The following is a 16,912-nucleotide window of genomic DNA, read 5'->3' on the forward strand; positions in this document are numbered from 1 at the left end:
GGTGTTGATGTGAAAGCAATGGGTAAAGTTGCAGTATTAATGGGGGGGGCTTCGAGCGAGCGAGAAATTTCTTTGCTTAGCGGCGCGGGTGTATTGGAGGCTTTAGTTCGCCAAGGCGTTGACGCGCATCGCTTTGATCCGGCTGAAAAACCATTGTCAGCGTTGCATGATGAAGGGTTTGAGCGCGCCTTTTTGATCTTACACGGCGGTTATGGTGAGGATGGCACGATCCAAGGTGCTTTGGAATTTATGTCAATTCCTTACACTGGCTGTGGCGTGATGGCTTCGGCGATTGGTATGGACAAATGGCGCACCAAGCTGATGTGGCAAGCGGCCGGTTTACCGATTCCTGATTATGTTTTGCTGGATGCCAATAGTGATTTTACTGCCGTTGCCAAACAGTTAGATTTGCCACTGTATGTAAAGCCCGCCAATGGTGGCTCAAGCGTGGGGGTTACGCGTTGTACCAGCGTTGCACAAATTGCTCAGGCTTACACTGTAGCAGCACAGTACGATGCTTTGGTTTTGGCTGAACGCTCGATTAACGCCGGTGAATATTCTTGCGCAGTGCTTGATGGCAAGGCTTTGGCCACAGTCAAGATTGAGCCTGCGACTGAGTTTTATGACTTTGAAGCCAAATATATCCGTGATGACACGGTGTATCACTGCCCCGGTTTATTGGGTGAGCAAGAGCAAAAAGCGCGTGATTTATGTGAGGCAAGCGTATCGGGTGCTCGGTGCTTCGGGTTGGGCGCGAATCGACTTTTTAATGGATGAGCAGGGCGAAATGTTTTTGCTTGAGCCCAATACGGCACCTGGCATGACGACACACAGTCTATTTCCAATGTGCGCGCGTGAAGCGGGCATTAGCTATGACGATTTGGTATTGACAATTTTGGGAACAATCTCATAGGTTTTACGCTTTGTAAGGGTATATCCTTGCAACTATTGTTATAATTTGGCTACGTTTGCATACCCATGATGGGTGGGTGTTTGAATCGCCCAATTAGGAATCAATGAATATGCCTGAGCGGGCTTTAAACCAACACTTAAAAGTGAGTTGTTATGTGGGATAAGCCACAGCTATTGATGTGGCTTGCTAACTTGCTGACAGCTTTAGCATTGATGTTATTGTTTTACTCCTTATTGTTTTTGGCGGTGCATTCGCCATTGTTTCCGGTTCGCCGGATTAAGGTCGATGGGGATTTAGCGCATGTGACGCGCGAGAGCAGTTACGCTATGTGATTAAAAACGAATTAAAAGGGACGTTCTTTACCCTTGATTTGAATAAAACGCGGCAGAATTTTGAAAAATTACCGTGGGTACGTCAGGTTGAAGTGCGCCGTCGCTGGCCCGATCGATTAGAAGTCAATATTGAAGAGCACAAAGCAGTGGCGCGTTGGGGAACGACAGGGTTACTTAATTCGCATGGCGAAAAGTTTGATGCTGCAACCAGTGATCCCTTGCCCATTTTGGAAGGACCTGAAGGCTCTGAAAAACTGATGGTGAGTGAGTTTAAGGCTTTGCAAGCGGCGTTATTGCCTTTACAGCGAACGCCAACGCGTTTGTGGTTATCGGATCGCCGGGCATGGCGCTTTGAATTAGATAAGCAATTGATCGTAGAAGTAGGGCGTGATCAAGCGGTGGATAGGGTGAAGCGTTTTGTGAGCGCTTACCCCAATTCATTGGCTTTATTGCAGCAGCCATTTGAGTATGTGGATTTGCGTTATCCGAACGGTTTTGCCGTGCATTTACCATCGTATACGCCGTTAGAGGCTGGCAAGCAGGGCGTTAAGCCACCGCCGGTCGTAAAACCTAAGGCAAATAAAGCTTCGGCATGATTTATGCTTTTGGTATTTTTAATACCTAAAAAGCAATAAGTTGGCTGGGGTATTTAAAGTTAAACATTAAGAATTGTAAAAGAGGCTGTCAGTGACTAGGGATGCAAAAAACCTCATCGTTGGGCTAGATATCGGGACTTCTAAAGTGGTCGCGGTAGTGGCTGATGTGAAGGAAGATGGCTCTTTGAATGTGGTGGGCTTAGGGTCCGCAGCATCGAAAGGCTTGAAGCGCGGTGTTGTCGTTGATATTGAAAAAACCGTTGCAGCGATTCAGTCGGCATTGGGTGAAGCTGAATTGATGGCCGATTGCAAAATCAGCGAAGTGTATACCGGGATTGCCGGTAGCCATATCAAGAGCCTCAATTCGCACGGCATGGTGGGCAATTAAAGATAAAGAAGTCACCTCAGCAGATATTGAACGAGTGATAGAAACGGCGAGCGCGGTCAATATTCCAACTGATCATCAAGTCCTACACATTTTGTCGCAAGAGTATGTGATTGATGGTCAAGAAGACGTTAAAGAGCCGCTCGGTATGTCGGGCGTGCGCTTAGAAGTTCGGGTGCATATTGTGTCTGGCGCAGTGTCGGCAGTCCAAAACATCACCAAGTGCGTGCGCCGTTGTGGGCTAGAGATTGCTGAAGTGGTATTGCAACCATTGGCTTCCAGCTACGCCGTTCTGACTGAAGATGAAAAAGATCTTGGCGTGTGTTTGGTTGACATCGGTGGTGGCACTACCGATATCGCGGTATTTATTGGCGGATCGATTCGCCATACCGCAGTGATTCCAATCGCTGGCGATCAAATTACCAATGACGTGGCAATGGCATTGCGTACGCCAACCGGCGAAGCCGAAAACATCAAAATCCAACACGGCGTGGCATTACGCCATATGACCGATCCGCAAACCATGATCGAAGTGCCTGGCGTGGGTGAGCGCGGTGCGCGGCAAATGAGTCGTCATACGCTGGCTGAAGTGATCGAGCCCCGTGTTGAAGAATTGTATAGCTTTGTGCAAGCCGAATTACGCCGTGTCGGTTTGGAAGATCGCTTGTCGAGCGGGATTGTGATTACTGGTGGCGCTGCATTGATGCCGGGTATGACTGATTTAGCTGAAGAGATTTTCCATATGCCGGTGCGCTTAGGTTTGCCGCGTTATGTGGGTGGATTGGCTGAAGTGGTTAAAAATCCACGTTATTCCACTGCGGTTGGCTTGCTGTTATTGGCGCGCCAACAAATGCAAAAAGCACCCGGTGCTAGAGGGAAAGAAGGCGGCATGGGTGATGTTTTTAGCAGAATGAAGGCATGGTTTCAAAATAACTTCTGAAATATTCGGGTAAGCAGTAAAATCGGGCAAGAGGAGAGTGAAAATGGCATTATTAATTGAAGTACCAGAGGTTTCACATCACGTGAATATCAAAGTGATTGGCGTTGGTGGCGCAGGCTGCAATGCAATCAACAATATGATCGAGCATGCGATGCAGTCGCACGGCGTTGATTTTATTTCCGCCAATACCGATGCTCAGGTTTTGAAGCAATCGCGGGCGGACAATGTGGTTCAGTTGGGCGCTGAACTCACCAAAGGCTTTGGCGCTGGTTGTGATCCTGATATTGGCCGACAAGCTGCTGAAGAAGATCGCGAACGCATTGCTGAATTGATTTCTGGCGCCGATTTATTATTTATCACTGCCGGTATGGGTGGTGGTACCGGCACTGGCGCCGCACCTGTGATCGCACAAGTGGCGCGTGAAAAAGGTATTTTGACGGTCGGCGTGGTGACTTCACCCGGGCAAGACGAAGGCCGTCGCCAAAAAGTGGCACAAGTCGGGATTGATGAATTGTCGCGTTATGTGGATTCATTGATTGTGGTTTCTAACCAAAAAAACTTGAAGAAGTTTTAGGCGATGATGTCACGGTGGATGAAGCTTTCCGTGCGGCTGATGACGTATTACGTAATGCAGTGGGTTCGATTGTTGAAATCATTCAATACCCAGGCTTGATTAACGTTGACTTCGCTGACGTTAAAACTGTGATGCGTGAAATGGGTATGGCGATGATGGGCTCGGCACATGCCACAGGTCCTGATCGTGCGATTCGTGCCACCGAAGAAGCCATTCGTTGCCCATTGCTCGACAATATTAGCTTTAAAGGCGCACGTGGCGTGTTGGTGAATTTCTCGACCGCCCCAGGCAAGTTGAAAAAATCAGAAACCCGCCAAGCGCTGGAAATTATCGAATCACACGTTGCTGAAGGCGCATTGGTGAAACACGGTGTGGTTTACGATGAAGCCCTGGGTGAAGACGAAATCCGCGTGACTTTAGTGGCAACCGGTTTGGGTGGCAAAGCGATTAGCACGCCATCACTGACGGTAGTGAATAACCCAATGCAAAAAACTGGCACCGATAATGCCGCCTACGATGAGGCCTATGATACGCCAGCAATATGGCGCAATAATCGCGGTAGCCGTGCGGCAGAAACGCCAGCTCGTCCAGCGGCAATGAGCAATATCGATATGGATATTCCGGCATTTTTACGTCGTCAAGCGGATTAATTGTTTCGCTGGATTGGCGTAATAAATGAAATCAATCAGTATGATTGGAATGATTTAACCAGTCTTTTGCCTAGGACTGGTAAAATCAAGCAATTGATTGTTTAGGCAGAATGGCCATGTTTTTACAAAGAACTTTGGATTCGACGATCCATGCGACAGGGGTTGGTTTGCATTCGGGTGAGAAAGTAAAACTCACTTTGCGACCGGCTGCTGCTGATACTGGCATCGTTTTTAAGCGCTCTGATTTACCCGAGTCGGCGCCTTTCAAAGTCGGCCCCGATTTAGTGAACGACACGCGACTCTCCTCAACGCTGGTGCAAGACGGCGTGCGTGTCGGCACGATTGAGCATTTAATGTCAGCATTTGCTGGGCTCGGTATCGACAATGTGATTGTCGAAGTCGATGCGCCAGAAATGCCGATTATGGATGGTTCTGCTGCGCCTTTTATTTATTTGATTCAAACGGCTGGGGTGCGCGAATTAGATGCCCCCAAGCAGTTTGTCAAAGTCATCAAACCGATCGAAGTGCATGATGGTGATAAATGGGTCAAGTTTGAGCCGCATAATGGCTACAAAGTGTCCCTCACGATCGATTTCAAGCATCCCGCGTTTAAAAAATCTGCGCAAACGATCACGTTGGATTTTGCTGATTCAAATTACATCAGTGAAATTGCCCGCGCGCGCACCTTTGGTTTTATTCATGAAGTTGAATATTTACGCATGAACGGTTTGGCTCGCGGCGGCAATATGGATAATGCCGTGGTCATCGATGAGTTTCGCGTGCTGAATGAAGGTGGCTTGCGATTTGAAGATGAATTTGTTCGCCATAAAGTCCTCGATGCAATTGGCGACTTATATATCTTAGGCCACCCTTTGATTGCGGCTTTTTCTGGCTATAAATCGGGGCACGCCATGAATAATAAATTGCTGCGTGAGCTACTTTCAGATCCAAGTAATTATGAAATGGTCAGTTTTGATCGGCTTAAAGATGTGCCTTCGTCGTTTCATGACCTTCCTCCGCTTGGCATTTAATGCCCCTTTGATTGACGCGTGTTTTATTGCAAGGACATGATGGTTTATGCCGCGCTTTTATATTGATTTGCCACTTTCAATTGGGCAAAGTTTTGACTTACCCGAGTCGGTGGCGCGGCATGTGCAAGTATTGCGTTTGCAGCAGCTAGTGAAGAAATTATTTTATTTAATGGCCAAGGTGGTGAATTTACTGCGCAAATTGCGGCCATGGGTAAAAAAAACGTTAGTGTCGATGTGTTGTCTTTTGCCGATGTAGATCGTGAATCGCCGTTGAGAATTACCTTGGTTCAGGCGATTTCTGCGGCTGATCGCATGGATTACACGGTGCAAAAAGCCGCCGAGCTCGGCGTTGCTGTTTTGCAGCCGGTGATTTCGCAATATTGCCAGCAGCGCTATTCAGGCGAGCGCGCCGAAAAACGACTGGCGCATTGGCAAGCGATTGCTGCCAGTGCCGCTGAGCAATGTGGCCGAACGCGCTTATTAGAAATTCGGCCCATCCTCACGTTGGCGCAATTTTTAGCTCAGCCAAATTCGTGCGAATTAAAATTATTGCTGTGCCCAACCGGTGCTGTGGCCTGGGCTAGCTTGCCAGAAAAAAGTGGTGAGCGTTTGTGTGTTGATCGGCCCTGAGGGCGGGTATTCGTCTGAAGAAGATGATTTAGCGATTGCTGCGGGCTATACCTCTGTATTGTTGGGGCCGAGGATTTTACGCACCGAAAGCGTGGCGCCGGTCATCGCCGGTTTATTGCAATCTCGTTATGGGGATTTTTAAAGCGCTTCGCGGTTTATGATCCAGTGCGATCCAGACCAGATGCTTCGCTTATATGTCAACAAAGCCTACGTCAGCGTAGGCTTTTTATTTGCGCTAAATAGTGTGAATGTTGCGCTGCTGTCCTGAGCGAGACGTGACTCCGTTATAATCTGACTTTATTGCTTTTTTTTTCTACTGAGCTCATGAATAGCAAACAGCTGTATTTCCGAATTCTTGCCTACTTTGGCCCGTACCGCGGCATCGCCGTGATGTCGATTTTGGCCATGGTGGTGGCTGGCGGTGTCGATGCCGCGATGGTCAAAATGCTCGGCGTGATTATTGATAGCTTTAAGCAAAATCAGGCGGCAGCACAGGCCGCATGGTTGATGCCATTGGCTTTGTTTGGCTTAGGCTTGGTGCGTTTGATTTCTAGCTTTGGCTACGAATATGGCAGTGCTTGGTTGTCGTCACGCGTGATGCATAATTTACGCCAGCAAGTGTTTGAGCGGATGATGGCCATGCCGATTCGCTTTTTTGATCAATCGTCAGTCGGCGTTTTATTGTCGCGAGTGACGTTTGATATTAACCAGATTATGGATGCGGGCTTGAATGTGCTCACCGTGCTGGTCAAAGACTCGGTGATGGCGATTGCTTTGCTTGGCATTATGCTGTGGACCGATTGGCAGCTGACTTTGTTTTGCTTGATTATGCTGCCCGGTGCGGCAGTATCGATTCGGATTGTGAGTAAACGCCAGCGTCGATTATCGCAACAAACGCAAGACACCATGGGCGAAATGAGCCAGATCTTGGATGAGAGCTTGGGTGGACAGCGAATTATTAAGATTTTTGGTGGAGCAAACTATGAAGCGAAACGTTTTGGTGCCGCCAATCAAAATGTGCGGCGTTTAACCGTAAAGCGCGCAGCCACCGCGAGTTTGAATTCTGGCTTTACGGTGTTTTTAATTGCGGTAACGATTGCGGCGATTATTTATTTTGCTGGTTTACGCGCAGCCGATGGCGCGATGACCGCAGGCTCATTTGTGACGTTTATGAGTTCCATGATGCTGTTACAGCAGCCAATTAAAAATCTATCTAAGCTCAGCGATTCATTGCATCGTGGTTTGGCCGCCGCAGACTCGGTGTTTGGTATTTTGGATCAGCCATTAGAGCCAGATCACGGCACATTGGCGCCGCAGCGCGTGAAAGGACACATCACGATTAGCCAGCTGGAGTTTGCCTATCAAGTGGATGGCGTGAAAGCGTTAGCAGGCATTGATTTAGACATTAAACCCGGTGAAAGCGTGGCTTTGGTCGGCCAGTCAGGCAGTGGCAAAACCACTTTGGCCAATTTGATTCCGCGATTTTATGAGCCGAGCGCCGGTGAAATTCGTCTGGATGGCGAGTTGCTGGCGGATTATCGTTTGGCCAATTTACGTTCACAAATCGCTTTAGTGTCGCAAGATATGGTGTTATTTAATGACAGCGTTGCCGCCAATATTGCGTATGGTGTGGATGAAATCGATATGGCGCGGGTGCGCGCAGCAGCAGATGCGGCATTTGCAACTGAATTTATTGAACAAATGCCACAAGGCTTTGCGGAAATGCTCGGTGAAAATGGTGTGCGTTTATCGGGCGGCCAGCGACAACGCTTAGCGATTGCAAGGGCGATTTATAAAGACGCACCGATCTTGATTTTGGATGAAGCAACCAGTGCGCTTGATACCGAGTCAGAACGCAAAGTGCAAGAAGCACTAGAAAACCTGATGGTGGGGCGTACTACCTTGGTAATTGCGCATCGCTTATCCACCATTGAAAAAGCTGACCGCATTGTGGTGATGCAGCAAGGCAAAATCATTGAAGGCGGTACGCATCAAGAGCTGATTCAGCGAGAAGGCGTATATACGCAGATGCATGCGGTGCAATTCTCTTTGGCTGAAAATACCGTGGCTACGAGCTAACAGCAATCAGCACGGCATTGCCGTGCTGATTGTTTATTGAGTCAGTGACTTTAAGCCAATTTTGGCTTCAATATGCGTGCTTTTGAGTGTTTCTTCGAGTTTTTTCCAGTTTTCTGCTTGTTTAGAGCGATCGTTTTCACGGTGCCAAAGATGCAGCACCGGCACCGCAAAACGGCCGTCTTTGATGCCGACGCCTAGGCGCAGCAAGCGGATTGCAAAATCCGAATCTTCATGCCCCCAGCCAGAAAAGCTTTCGTCAAAGCCATTGATGGCGATGAAATCGGCTCTCCAAACGCCTAAATTACAACTTTTCACCACTTCCCAACGAGTTCGCCGTTTTTTGCGTGCATCAGCGAGTTTTAAGCGTAGGCAAGGCCAAGCTCGATTGGTTTTGCCGGATAATTTGGCGGTAAACCATTGCCAGATTGACCAGTCCATGATGTTGATGGCGTCTGGTTGCTCGAGTAAGGTGGCGGTGAATGCTTCCGAGAGCAGGATTCGATTGCCCGCCACATACCAGGTGGTTTCCACCAACATGGCATGTTGTTGCAAAAAATCGGGCATCGGCACGCAATCACCATCGAGAAACACCAGATAATCCCCTTGGGATTGGGCTGCTGCTCGATTACGAATTGCGCCAGCGCGAAAGCCAAGATCTTCGTGCCATACATGGTGCAATGCACATGGAAAATGGCTTTGCCATGATTGGATTAATGCAAAAGTATCATTTTTAGAGCCATCATCGGCAATAAGCACTTCCCATTCGATAGGGCTGGTTGTTTTTTGTCGGGCTAATCCAGCGAGGACTAAATTGAGTGCTTTAGGCCGATTGTAAGTGGTGACAATGATAGAAATTTTCATTTTTTTTCTTGCAGATACATCAGTTTGAGTTGGCGATAGTACGCGCCTTCGGCATTAGATACCGCCAAAATAAAGCCTTCTCGCCCATCTAAAAAGCCGCGTTGTAAAACGTAAGTACGAATAAACGTCCACCAGCCTTTGTAAATCGCTTTACCTAAGCTCGAGCGTTCGCCGCGCTGCAAACGTTGCTCAGCGCCAGCACTGGAATAGCGATTCACTTTATCGAGTACGTCATCTAAGCGATCAAATGAGTAATGTAAAAGCTGGCCAGCTAATAGCGGCGCTTGGCCTGAAAAATTGAGTTTTTCATGCACTAAAGATTCGGAATAAGCCGCGTGCCCACGTTGGAATAAGCGTGGCAAATGATCGGGGTTCCAGCCGGAATGATTAATCCAGCGGCCGCAGTAATTGGATAGGCGACTGATTTGATACACGCTGGCCGTCGGCGCTTTGATCGCGGCTTGAATGCTTTGCATCAGCTCGGCATCGAGCACTTCATCGGCATCCAGCGCTAAAATCCAATCGGTATCGAGTAGGGCAATTGCGCGATTTTTTTGGATACCAAAGCCGGGCCAATCGGTGGTTTGCTCAATATGAGCGCCGTAAGCTTGTGCAATGCTTAAAGTTTGATCGGTACTACCCGAATCTAAAACAACGATTTTATCGCACCAAGTGACAGCATTAAGACAGTCTGCAAGATGTGCTTGGGCATTTTTAGTAATGATGGCAACGCCAATAGTCGGCATGGGTTTCGTTTTTACTTGAGTCAGGCTGCTATAATCGCTCTTCTCGCGGCGTCAGGCAAGTCGGCTTGGCGGTTGGGGCATAGTGTTGGCCGTAAGTTAGCGACTTGACCGATTGCTCCGAGTGATGGAATTTCGTGATTTTGGCTTTTTTTGCGCCGTTCTCGATTGCCAGCGGATTGAGAGTGGATGAATCTTTGCCGAGAGAACAAAATGAGCAAATCAATTGCGACTCTAGGGCCTGTTGACGTTTGGTTTCCCGCCGCGCGGGAGTACTTTTCACGGCGAATCAAGGCGTAGTAAGCGATGCATAGTCATTCTATGTGAACTTGCTACAACGTACGATGCGCCGAGAAAAGCGCCCAGTCCTTCGGGTTTGGCGGCTTTTAGCCTGATGCTGCGTTACGAAACGCTGGCGTAGAGTGACTACGCTGCACGCTTCGTGCCTTGCCTCAGGCTAAAATCCGCACAAACGCGGCTGGTAAACCAAGCGTCAACAGACCCTAGCATCTCGCGATCTAATCGTCGTGAATTCAAGTTCATCTTTGGCTTTGAGCTAACGAGAAAACATTTTATCAAGGTCATTTAGCAATGTTGTGGACGAATCAAAAAGCAGTATTGGTGGTGTTATTGTTCTCGGCTTTGCTCGGGTTTGCGCTGCCAAGCAGCACTGCGCTGACCAATATCATGGTGCCGTTGTGTGGTCTGTTGGGCTTATATTGGGCGCGTGGCCAAATTGTTGATTTCTTTCGCAGCAACCCATTCGCCTTATTGCCCTTGCTGTTGTGGTTGGCATTGGGGCTAGGTGCGTGTGTTTTCTCCGGCGCCAGAAGCGTGGGCTTATTTTGCTAAATATAAAAAACTGCTGTTTATTCCCTTGCTGGCGCTGTTTTTTCTAAAAGGGCCAGAGAAAACCATCCAGTATGCGATTGCTGGTTTTTTAGTCGGCAATTTAGGGATTTTATTGCTATCAAGCTTGGTTTGGTTTACAGGCCAGCCGACATGGTTTGGCACGACGTTTGTCGCCGCGTCGGCAATTTCTAAAAATGCCATCGCGCAAACCTTCTTAATGGCTTTTGCTGGCGTAGTGTGGTTCGCCATCGGGATTCGCTATCGGCAATGGGCGGGATTTTTGCTGGCCGTAGCTAGTTTTGCTGGCGTGTATTTAATGTCGCCGCAGCGCACTGGGCATTTGGCTGGTCTAGTGTTGCTGATGACTTTGGGCTGGATGTTTTTGCAGCATCGCTGGCGGTATGGGTTTGTGGCGTTATTGAGCCTTGGCGTGCTGGTGATTGCGCTTAGCAATAATCCTGTGCAACAACGGGCTAAATTGGGCGTAACCGAAGTCATCGCTTGCCAAGCGGCGCTCAATACACCACAGCAAGATCAGGCGTGTTTAACGTCAATGGGCATTCGTAGTGTTTTTTATCTTACGGCGCTCAAGCAAATCGCTGAATATCCTTTGTTGGGTAAGGGTACTGGGGCGATCAAGACGCAAATTGGCCCGCTGGAGATGAGTAATCCGCACAATGAATATTTGCTACAAGGCATGCAACTGGGATTGCTGGGCGTGGTTTTGTATCTGGCTTTACTGGCGAGTGCGCTCAAAATGGCGCTGGGTCTGCCTCGCGTTTGGGCTGCCGTCGCGGTGGGGGTGACGCTGTCGTACGCAGTGTGTAGTTTGTTTAATTCTTTACTGATGGATATTTCCGAAGGAAATACCTTTTCGGTGTTTTTTGCGCTATTGCTGGCCGCGTCAGCATTCATCGCCAAGTCAAAAAAGGAGTTGGATCGTGTCTGATTCAGTTGGCATCGTTACCCCGCAAAAATGGGTGTTTGAGGCGCCGATCACGCTGTCATCGGGCGCCGTATTACCGCGCTATGAGTTGATGGTGGAAACCTATGGTGAGCTTAATGCCGATAAATCGAATGCGATTTTGATTTGTCACGCTTTGTCGGGCCATCATCATGTGGCGGGTTACCACACGGCGGAGGATAAAGCCCCGGGTTGGTGGGACAGTATGATTGGGCCGGGCAAGCCGATTGATACCAATCGCTTTTTTGTCATTGGCGTGAATAATCTGGGGGGGTGTCACGGCTCAACTGGTCCTTCGAGTATTAATCCGGCGACGGGTGAGCCGTATGGCTCGGCTTTTCCGGTGGTTTTGGTGCGTGATTGGGTGGAGACACAAGCGCGCTTGGCCGATCGTTTAGGGATCCAACAATTTGCGGCAGTTATTGGCGGCAGCTTGGGGGGTATGCAGGCACTACGCTGGTCAATCACATATCCTGAGCGTATACGTCATGCTTTAGTCATTGCGTCTGCACCTAAGCTCACCACCCAAAACATTGCGTTTAATGATGTGGCACGCCAAGCGATAATTACTGATCCTGAATTTCATGGCGGCGACTTTTACCAGCATGGCGTCGTGCCTCGGCGCGGATTGCGCTTGGCGCGCATGCTCGGACATATTACTTATTTGTCTGATGATGGCATGGGCGAGAAATTTGGCCGTTTATTGCGCACCGGTGAATACCAATATGGCTTTGACGTTGAATTCGAAATCGAATCGTATTTACGTTATCAAGGCGATAAATTTGCCAATGTGTTTGATGCCAATACCTATTTATTAATGACCAAAGCCTTGGATTATTTTGATCCAGCACGGCATTACGGCGGCAGTTTGGCAGAGGCGATGCGGCAGGCGAAGGCTAAATTTTTGGTGGTGTCATTTACCACCGATTGGCGTTTTGCCCCAGCGCGCTCGCGTGAAATTGTCAAAGCTTTGCTCGACGCTGATCGAACCGTCTCATACGCCGAGATTGAATCGCAGCACGGGCACGATGCCTTTTTAATGCAAGATGCGCCGTATATGAATGTGATGCGCGCCTATTTAAACAATGTGGCGAAGGAGCAGGTGTAATGGCTGAACTCATAAATCTTCGTCCTGACTTAGAGCATATTGCGCAGTTGATTAAGCCAGCATCTCGGGTGTTGGATTTGGGCTGCGCTGATGGTGAGTTATTGGCTTGGCTGCAAGCGAATAAACAAGTGCGCGGCATTGGCGTTGATGTCGATGTGAATTCGATTGTGCATTGCGTTGAAAAAAAATCTGAACGTGATTCAAGCCGATATGGAAAGCGGATTGCAGCATTTTGAAGACGGCAGTTTTGACTTTGTGGTGTTGTCGCTGACGATTCAATCGATGCATAACGTTGAGCTAATTTTGCAAGAAATGCTGCGCGTTGGCCGTTGCGGGATTGTAACTTTTCCAAATTTTGGTTATTGGGAAAACCGCTGGCAAATCCTTAAGGGGCAAATGCCCGTCTCGGAAACTATTCCTTATGAATGGTATAACACGCCGAATATTCATTTTTGTACCGTGAATGACTTTAGCCAGTTGCTCGCAAAATTAGGCATGCAAGTCGATGGACAAGTGGTGTTGCATCAAGGTGAACCTGTCAATTTTCTGCCTAATTTATTGGGTAGTTTGGCACTGGTGCAGTTTAGCCAAACGAAAGTGGTCTAGGGGTAATACTCGATAGGTGTATTGCCCCGTGTCATTGATAATTATTTCTTCTTAGGGCTATACCTCAAAGGCAAAACATGAAAACGATACGCTTTGGCATGATTGGTACCGGCAGTATCGCGCAACGTTTTGTCTCGGGTTTAGCCCATGTCCCGCAAGCTGAAGCGCTGGCGGTATTTAACCGTACCACCAGCAAAGCCAAGCTGTTTGCTGCGGCCAATCAAATACCCCAAGTATATGCCACGCTGGATGAACTACTCGCGAGTGACATCGACGCGGTGTATATCGCCACGCCACATCCTAGCCATGCCGCGCTGAGTATCGCGGCGCTCAAAGCAGGTAAAGCGGTGTTGTGTGAAAAGCCCGCTGCGGTCACTTTGGCCGAGTTGGATGAGGTCATCGCCACTGCGCAAGCGGCGCAGCGCCTTTATATGGAGGCGATGAAGCCGGCATTTTTTCCTTTATACCAACAGATTCGCGAACGCATCACTGCTGGTGCTATCGGTGACGTGAAGTTCATTCGCGCAGGCTTTGCCAACCCCAATGTGCCAGCCGACCACGCAGTGCTCGATCCAGCGCAAGCGGGCGGTGGTTTGCTCGATATTGGCATTTATGCCGCGTTTTTGGCGGTGGATTGGCTGGGCACGGCGAGCGAAGTGCAAAGCTTAGGGCGAATTGGCGCCACTGGCGTGGATACTTTTGCCAGTTGGCAGAGCCAGCATCAACATGGGATTAGCCAGCTCTATTGTGGACTCGATGTGGCAGGCAGTGGCGAGGCGCTAATTTCTGGTACGCAAGGCTATGTGTTGCTGCACGACAAATGGTGGAATCCAGCCCGAGCAACCTTAGTCACGGCGACTGGCGAACATGAAGCATTGGCGATGCCCCCTGTCGGCTCTGGGCTAAATTACGAAACCGCACATTTTTGCGAGCTGCTGCGATCTGGGCAGCAAGAAAGCCCTATTTTACTGCACGCGAAAACCCGCGCAGCTTTACAGATGACGCTGCAAGCACATGATGAAATTGCTGATGCGCGGATTATAAGTTGATCGTTTTTAGTGCCTGCGGCACAGTGTTTTACAGTCGCAGTCCGCGACGGGGACCCCGTTTTCTTTGTCTCGCCAAAGAAAACGGGGGAAAAGAAAGGCGACCCGAGCGCGCCCAGCTCCGCTGTGCCCTCGATCGATCGTGAGCCAAACGACAAAGCTGTTTGTCTCCCTCCTCACTCGGTGCGCTTAGACGGGATTTTTAAGCCCCAGCTCAACGAGCGTGGCACAGCATCTGCCCCAAGCTAAATATTAGCTATGATTATATGGGTATTTGGCTGTAGGCCAAATTAATTAACGGATAGAGAGAGATACATGAGTAAAGACTATTTACTAGATGAAAGCCGTATGAAGAAAGTCGCTACTGGTCATGGCCTGTGTGTGGTCAGTGATGAAGTGACGATTGAAGGTTATCCGGTGGGCTTGATGTATCGAGAAAAGCCCAGCAAAGCGGGCGATAGTGGCTGGCGGTTTTTTTCTGGCTGTGAAGAAAATGCTTTTTTGAATAATCCAAAAAATCACAGCGAATTCGATGTGAACGTCATCGCCAATTACGATAGCAGGGTGATTGTCTTGCTCGATTCGCCGATTGGCAGCGTGTTTGAAAAAGGCCCAGATGCTGAGGCTTTTGTCGCGGTGACCGATTGGTCGCCGTTGGATTAAGCAATCTAAATTTTAAAAATAATTTTGAGTTTATTTATATATGCGTCTTGCCATAGTAACTGGCGGTTCACGTGGACTTGGGGCTGAGCTTTGTCAGCAATTGGCGGAGCAAGGCTATGAGTTAATAGAGTTTTCTCGTAGTGCTCCATATTCATTTTCTCAATATATTGATTTGGCTGATCCACTACTGAGTGCTGAGCGAGTGGCAAAAGCATTACTGCATTTTAAGGATGTAACGCTTGATGAAGTTCTGATGATCAATAATGCAGGTGTGCTCGATCCAATTGGTGTCGCTATGAATTATAGCCCGCACCAGCTGTTGGCGAATTTGAATGCTAATTTTTGCTCGGCGATTTTGATCATCAGTGAAGTAATTCGGACGTTTCAGGCGCATTCTTGTCAGAAACGGATCGCAAATATTTCATCAGGTGCAGCAAATAAAGGTTATGCAGGTTGGTCTTTATATTGTGCGAGCAAGGCGGGCATGGAGAATTTTGTGGCGAGTGTGGCAATGGAACAGAAACATCAAGCGCAGGCATTTGATGTCATCAATATCGATCCAGGTGTGATGGATACTGAAATGCAGGCCACGATTCGTACCGTGAACGAAGTCGATTTTCCTGATGTAGCGCGCTTTATTCAGCGCAAGGAAACTGGAGGCTTGATCGCCCCAGCACAAACGGCTAAGGCCGTAATTCAAATTGTGCAATTAGCTACGCTGGATGCGGGTAGCCGATATGTGGCTGCTGATTACTTTGCAAATTCAATTGAAGTTTAAGTGAGAAAAATGATGCTTCATATAAGTTGCCAGTTTGACTCAGGTTCTATCGATGTGATCGATGCCAGCGATGCCGCTAATATTCGCCTGCAATTGCGTCCCGATAATGCCTCTGACTTTTCGCAGTGGTTTCACTTTCGCTTAACCGGCGCGCGGGATCAGGATTGTACTTTGCGTATTGAAAACGCTGGGCAAAGCGCGTATCCCGATGGTTGGCCTGATTATCAGGCGGTGGCCAGTTACGATCGCGAGAATTGGTTTCGCGTTGATACCGAATACGATGGGCAAACTTTAAGCATTCAACATACGCCGATGACTGATGCGGTGTGGTTTGCTTATTTTGAGCCGTATTCTTGGGAGCGCCATCAAGCCTTGATCGGCAGTGCTTTAAGCTATGCGCTGTGGGTTGATCTAATACCCCTTGGGGTAACGCCTGACGGCCATGATTTAGACATGCTACGCGTTGGCATACCCCTCGGGCATAAGAAAAACATCTGGATTACTGCGCGTCAGCATCCGGGCGAGTCGATGGCCGAATGGTTTGTTGAGGGCTTGCTAGAAACCTTGCTCGATCCAGAAAATGCCGTCGCTCGCCGCTTGCTCGAACATTGCGTGTTTTATATCGTACCGAATATGAATCCCGATGGCAGCGTGCGTGGCAATTTGCGCACTAATGCTCAAGGCGCGAATTTGAATCGCGAATGGGGTACACCGAGCTTGGCGCGCAGCCCTGAAGTCTTTTGGGTGCGGGAGAAAATGCAAGAAATCGGCGTCGATGCGTTTTTAGATATTCATGGTGATGAAGCCATTCCACATAATTTTGTTGCCGGTTGCGAAGACAACCCGTCGTTTTCTAGCAAACAACGCGATTTGCAAGCCACGTTCAAAGCCGCATGGTTGGCGGCGAGCCCAGATTTTCAAACTGAATTTGGTTATACCGATAGCCATTTTGGTCCAGAAACCTTAACGCTGGGTACCAATTGGGTGGGGCACAGCTTTGATTGTTTGGCGTATACGGTGGAAATGCCGTTTAAAGATACCGCCAGCCATCCTCTGCCCGAAGTTGGCTGGAATGGCGAGCGATCCAAGCAGTTTGGCGCGAGCGTATTAACGGCGTTGTTGGCGGTGGCACACCAGTTGAAATAAGCTGTTTGCGGAGTT

14 protein-coding genes and 5 pseudogenes are annotated in these 16,912 nt (G+C 48.8%); 17 read left to right on the top strand and 2 right to left on the bottom strand.

Going from position 1 to position 16,912, the window contains the following annotated elements; translation table 11 throughout:
* Window positions 1-9: 9 nt before the first annotated feature.
* From GKO28_RS10310 to msbA, 9 genes and pseudogenes are all read left to right on the top strand, one after another.
* Window positions 10-913, top strand: a pseudogene (locus GKO28_RS10310) (D-alanine--D-alanine ligase).
* A gap of 191 nt (window positions 914-1,104) precedes the next feature.
* Window positions 1,105-1,245, top strand: coding sequence for a hypothetical protein (locus GKO28_RS19810; RefSeq protein WP_247646480.1), 141 nt, complete (start codon window positions 1,105-1,107; stop codon window positions 1,243-1,245).
* Window positions 1,242-1,841 carry a cell division protein FtsQ/DivIB gene (locus tag GKO28_RS10315; RefSeq protein ID WP_307838982.1) on the top strand — a complete coding sequence of 200 codons (600 nt, stop codon included), beginning with the start codon at window positions 1,242-1,244 and terminating at the stop codon, window positions 1,839-1,841. The genes GKO28_RS19810 and GKO28_RS10315 overlap by 4 nt, the downstream gene beginning before the upstream one ends.
* 91 nt (window positions 1,842-1,932) lie before the next feature.
* Window positions 1,933-3,166: pseudogene (ftsA, locus tag GKO28_RS10320) on the top strand (cell division protein FtsA).
* 43 nt (window positions 3,167-3,209) lie between these two features.
* Window positions 3,210-4,390, top strand: a pseudogene (gene ftsZ, locus GKO28_RS10325) (cell division protein FtsZ).
* Window positions 4,391-4,506: 116 nt separating this feature from the next.
* Complete coding sequence (gene lpxC, locus GKO28_RS10330) at window positions 4,507-5,421, top strand: UDP-3-O-acyl-N-acetylglucosamine deacetylase (protein ID WP_173532998.1); 915 nt, start codon at window positions 4,507-4,509, stop codon at window positions 5,419-5,421.
* A 46-nt stretch (window positions 5,422-5,467) separates the two neighbouring features.
* Window positions 5,468-5,677: a hypothetical protein gene (locus tag GKO28_RS19815; protein ID WP_247646481.1), complete on the top strand. Its 210-nt coding sequence runs from the start codon at window positions 5,468-5,470 to the stop codon at window positions 5,675-5,677.
* Window positions 5,581-6,121 (top strand): annotated as a pseudogene (locus GKO28_RS10335) (16S rRNA (uracil(1498)-N(3))-methyltransferase); the annotation flags it as partial. The gene GKO28_RS19815 and the pseudogene GKO28_RS10335, both read left to right, overlap by 97 nt.
* 254 nt (window positions 6,122-6,375) lie before the next feature.
* Window positions 6,376-8,130, top strand: a complete 1,755-nt coding sequence (msbA, locus tag GKO28_RS10345; protein WP_182076197.1) for a lipid A export permease/ATP-binding protein MsbA — start codon at window positions 6,376-6,378, stop codon at window positions 8,128-8,130.
* Window positions 8,131-8,163: 33 nt separating this feature from the next.
* Here msbA and GKO28_RS10350 read toward each other — a convergent pair whose 3' ends face one another.
* Together GKO28_RS10350 and GKO28_RS10355 are read right to left on the bottom strand one after the other, a co-directional pair.
* Window positions 8,164-8,991, bottom strand: a complete 828-nt coding sequence (locus tag GKO28_RS10350) for a glycosyltransferase family 2 protein (protein WP_182076198.1) — start codon at window positions 8,989-8,991, stop codon at window positions 8,164-8,166.
* Complete coding sequence (locus tag GKO28_RS10355; RefSeq protein ID WP_182076199.1) at window positions 8,988-9,737, bottom strand: glycosyltransferase family 2 protein; 750 nt, start codon at window positions 9,735-9,737, stop codon at window positions 8,988-8,990. Before GKO28_RS10355 ends, GKO28_RS10350 begins: the two co-directional genes overlap by 4 nt.
* Window positions 9,738-10,325: 588 nt before the next feature.
* Between GKO28_RS10355 and GKO28_RS10360 the strand changes: the two genes are divergently transcribed.
* From GKO28_RS10360 to GKO28_RS10395, 8 genes and pseudogenes are all read left to right on the top strand, one after another.
* Window positions 10,326-10,586: a hypothetical protein gene (locus GKO28_RS10360; RefSeq protein ID WP_182076200.1), complete on the top strand. Its 261-nt coding sequence runs from the start codon at window positions 10,326-10,328 to the stop codon at window positions 10,584-10,586.
* Window positions 10,546-11,535, top strand: a complete 990-nt coding sequence (locus tag GKO28_RS10365) for an O-antigen ligase family protein (RefSeq protein WP_203564093.1) — start codon at window positions 10,546-10,548, stop codon at window positions 11,533-11,535. Before GKO28_RS10360 ends, GKO28_RS10365 begins: the two co-directional genes overlap by 41 nt.
* Window positions 11,528-12,658, top strand: a complete 1,131-nt coding sequence (locus GKO28_RS10370) for a homoserine O-acetyltransferase (protein WP_182076202.1) — start codon at window positions 11,528-11,530, stop codon at window positions 12,656-12,658. Before GKO28_RS10365 ends, GKO28_RS10370 begins: the two co-directional genes overlap by 8 nt.
* An 11-nt stretch (window positions 12,659-12,669) precedes the next feature.
* A pseudogene (metW, locus tag GKO28_RS10375) lies at window positions 12,670-13,264 on the top strand (methionine biosynthesis protein MetW).
* A gap of 77 nt (window positions 13,265-13,341) precedes the next feature.
* Window positions 13,342-14,313 (top strand): Gfo/Idh/MocA family protein, encoded by a 972-nt coding sequence (locus GKO28_RS10380; RefSeq protein WP_182076203.1) that lies wholly within the window; start codon window positions 13,342-13,344, stop codon window positions 14,311-14,313.
* 312 nt (window positions 14,314-14,625) lie between these two features.
* Window positions 14,626-14,973 (top strand): DUF2185 domain-containing protein, encoded by a 348-nt coding sequence (locus tag GKO28_RS10385; RefSeq protein ID WP_182076204.1) that lies wholly within the window; start codon window positions 14,626-14,628, stop codon window positions 14,971-14,973.
* 40 nt (window positions 14,974-15,013) lie between these two features.
* Window positions 15,014-15,751: an SDR family NAD(P)-dependent oxidoreductase gene (locus GKO28_RS10390; RefSeq protein WP_182076205.1), complete on the top strand. Its 738-nt coding sequence runs from the start codon at window positions 15,014-15,016 to the stop codon at window positions 15,749-15,751.
* Between the two features lie 12 nt (window positions 15,752-15,763).
* On the top strand, window positions 15,764-16,897 hold the full coding sequence (locus tag GKO28_RS10395; RefSeq protein ID WP_182076206.1) for a carboxypeptidase family protein: 1,134 nt from the start codon (window positions 15,764-15,766) through the stop codon (window positions 16,895-16,897).
* Window positions 16,898-16,912: the final 15 nt, after the last annotated feature.

The sequence above is a fragment of the Deefgea sp. CFH1-16 genome, assembly GCF_016881365.1.
Lineage (GTDB): Bacteria > Pseudomonadota > Gammaproteobacteria > Burkholderiales > Chitinibacteraceae > Deefgea.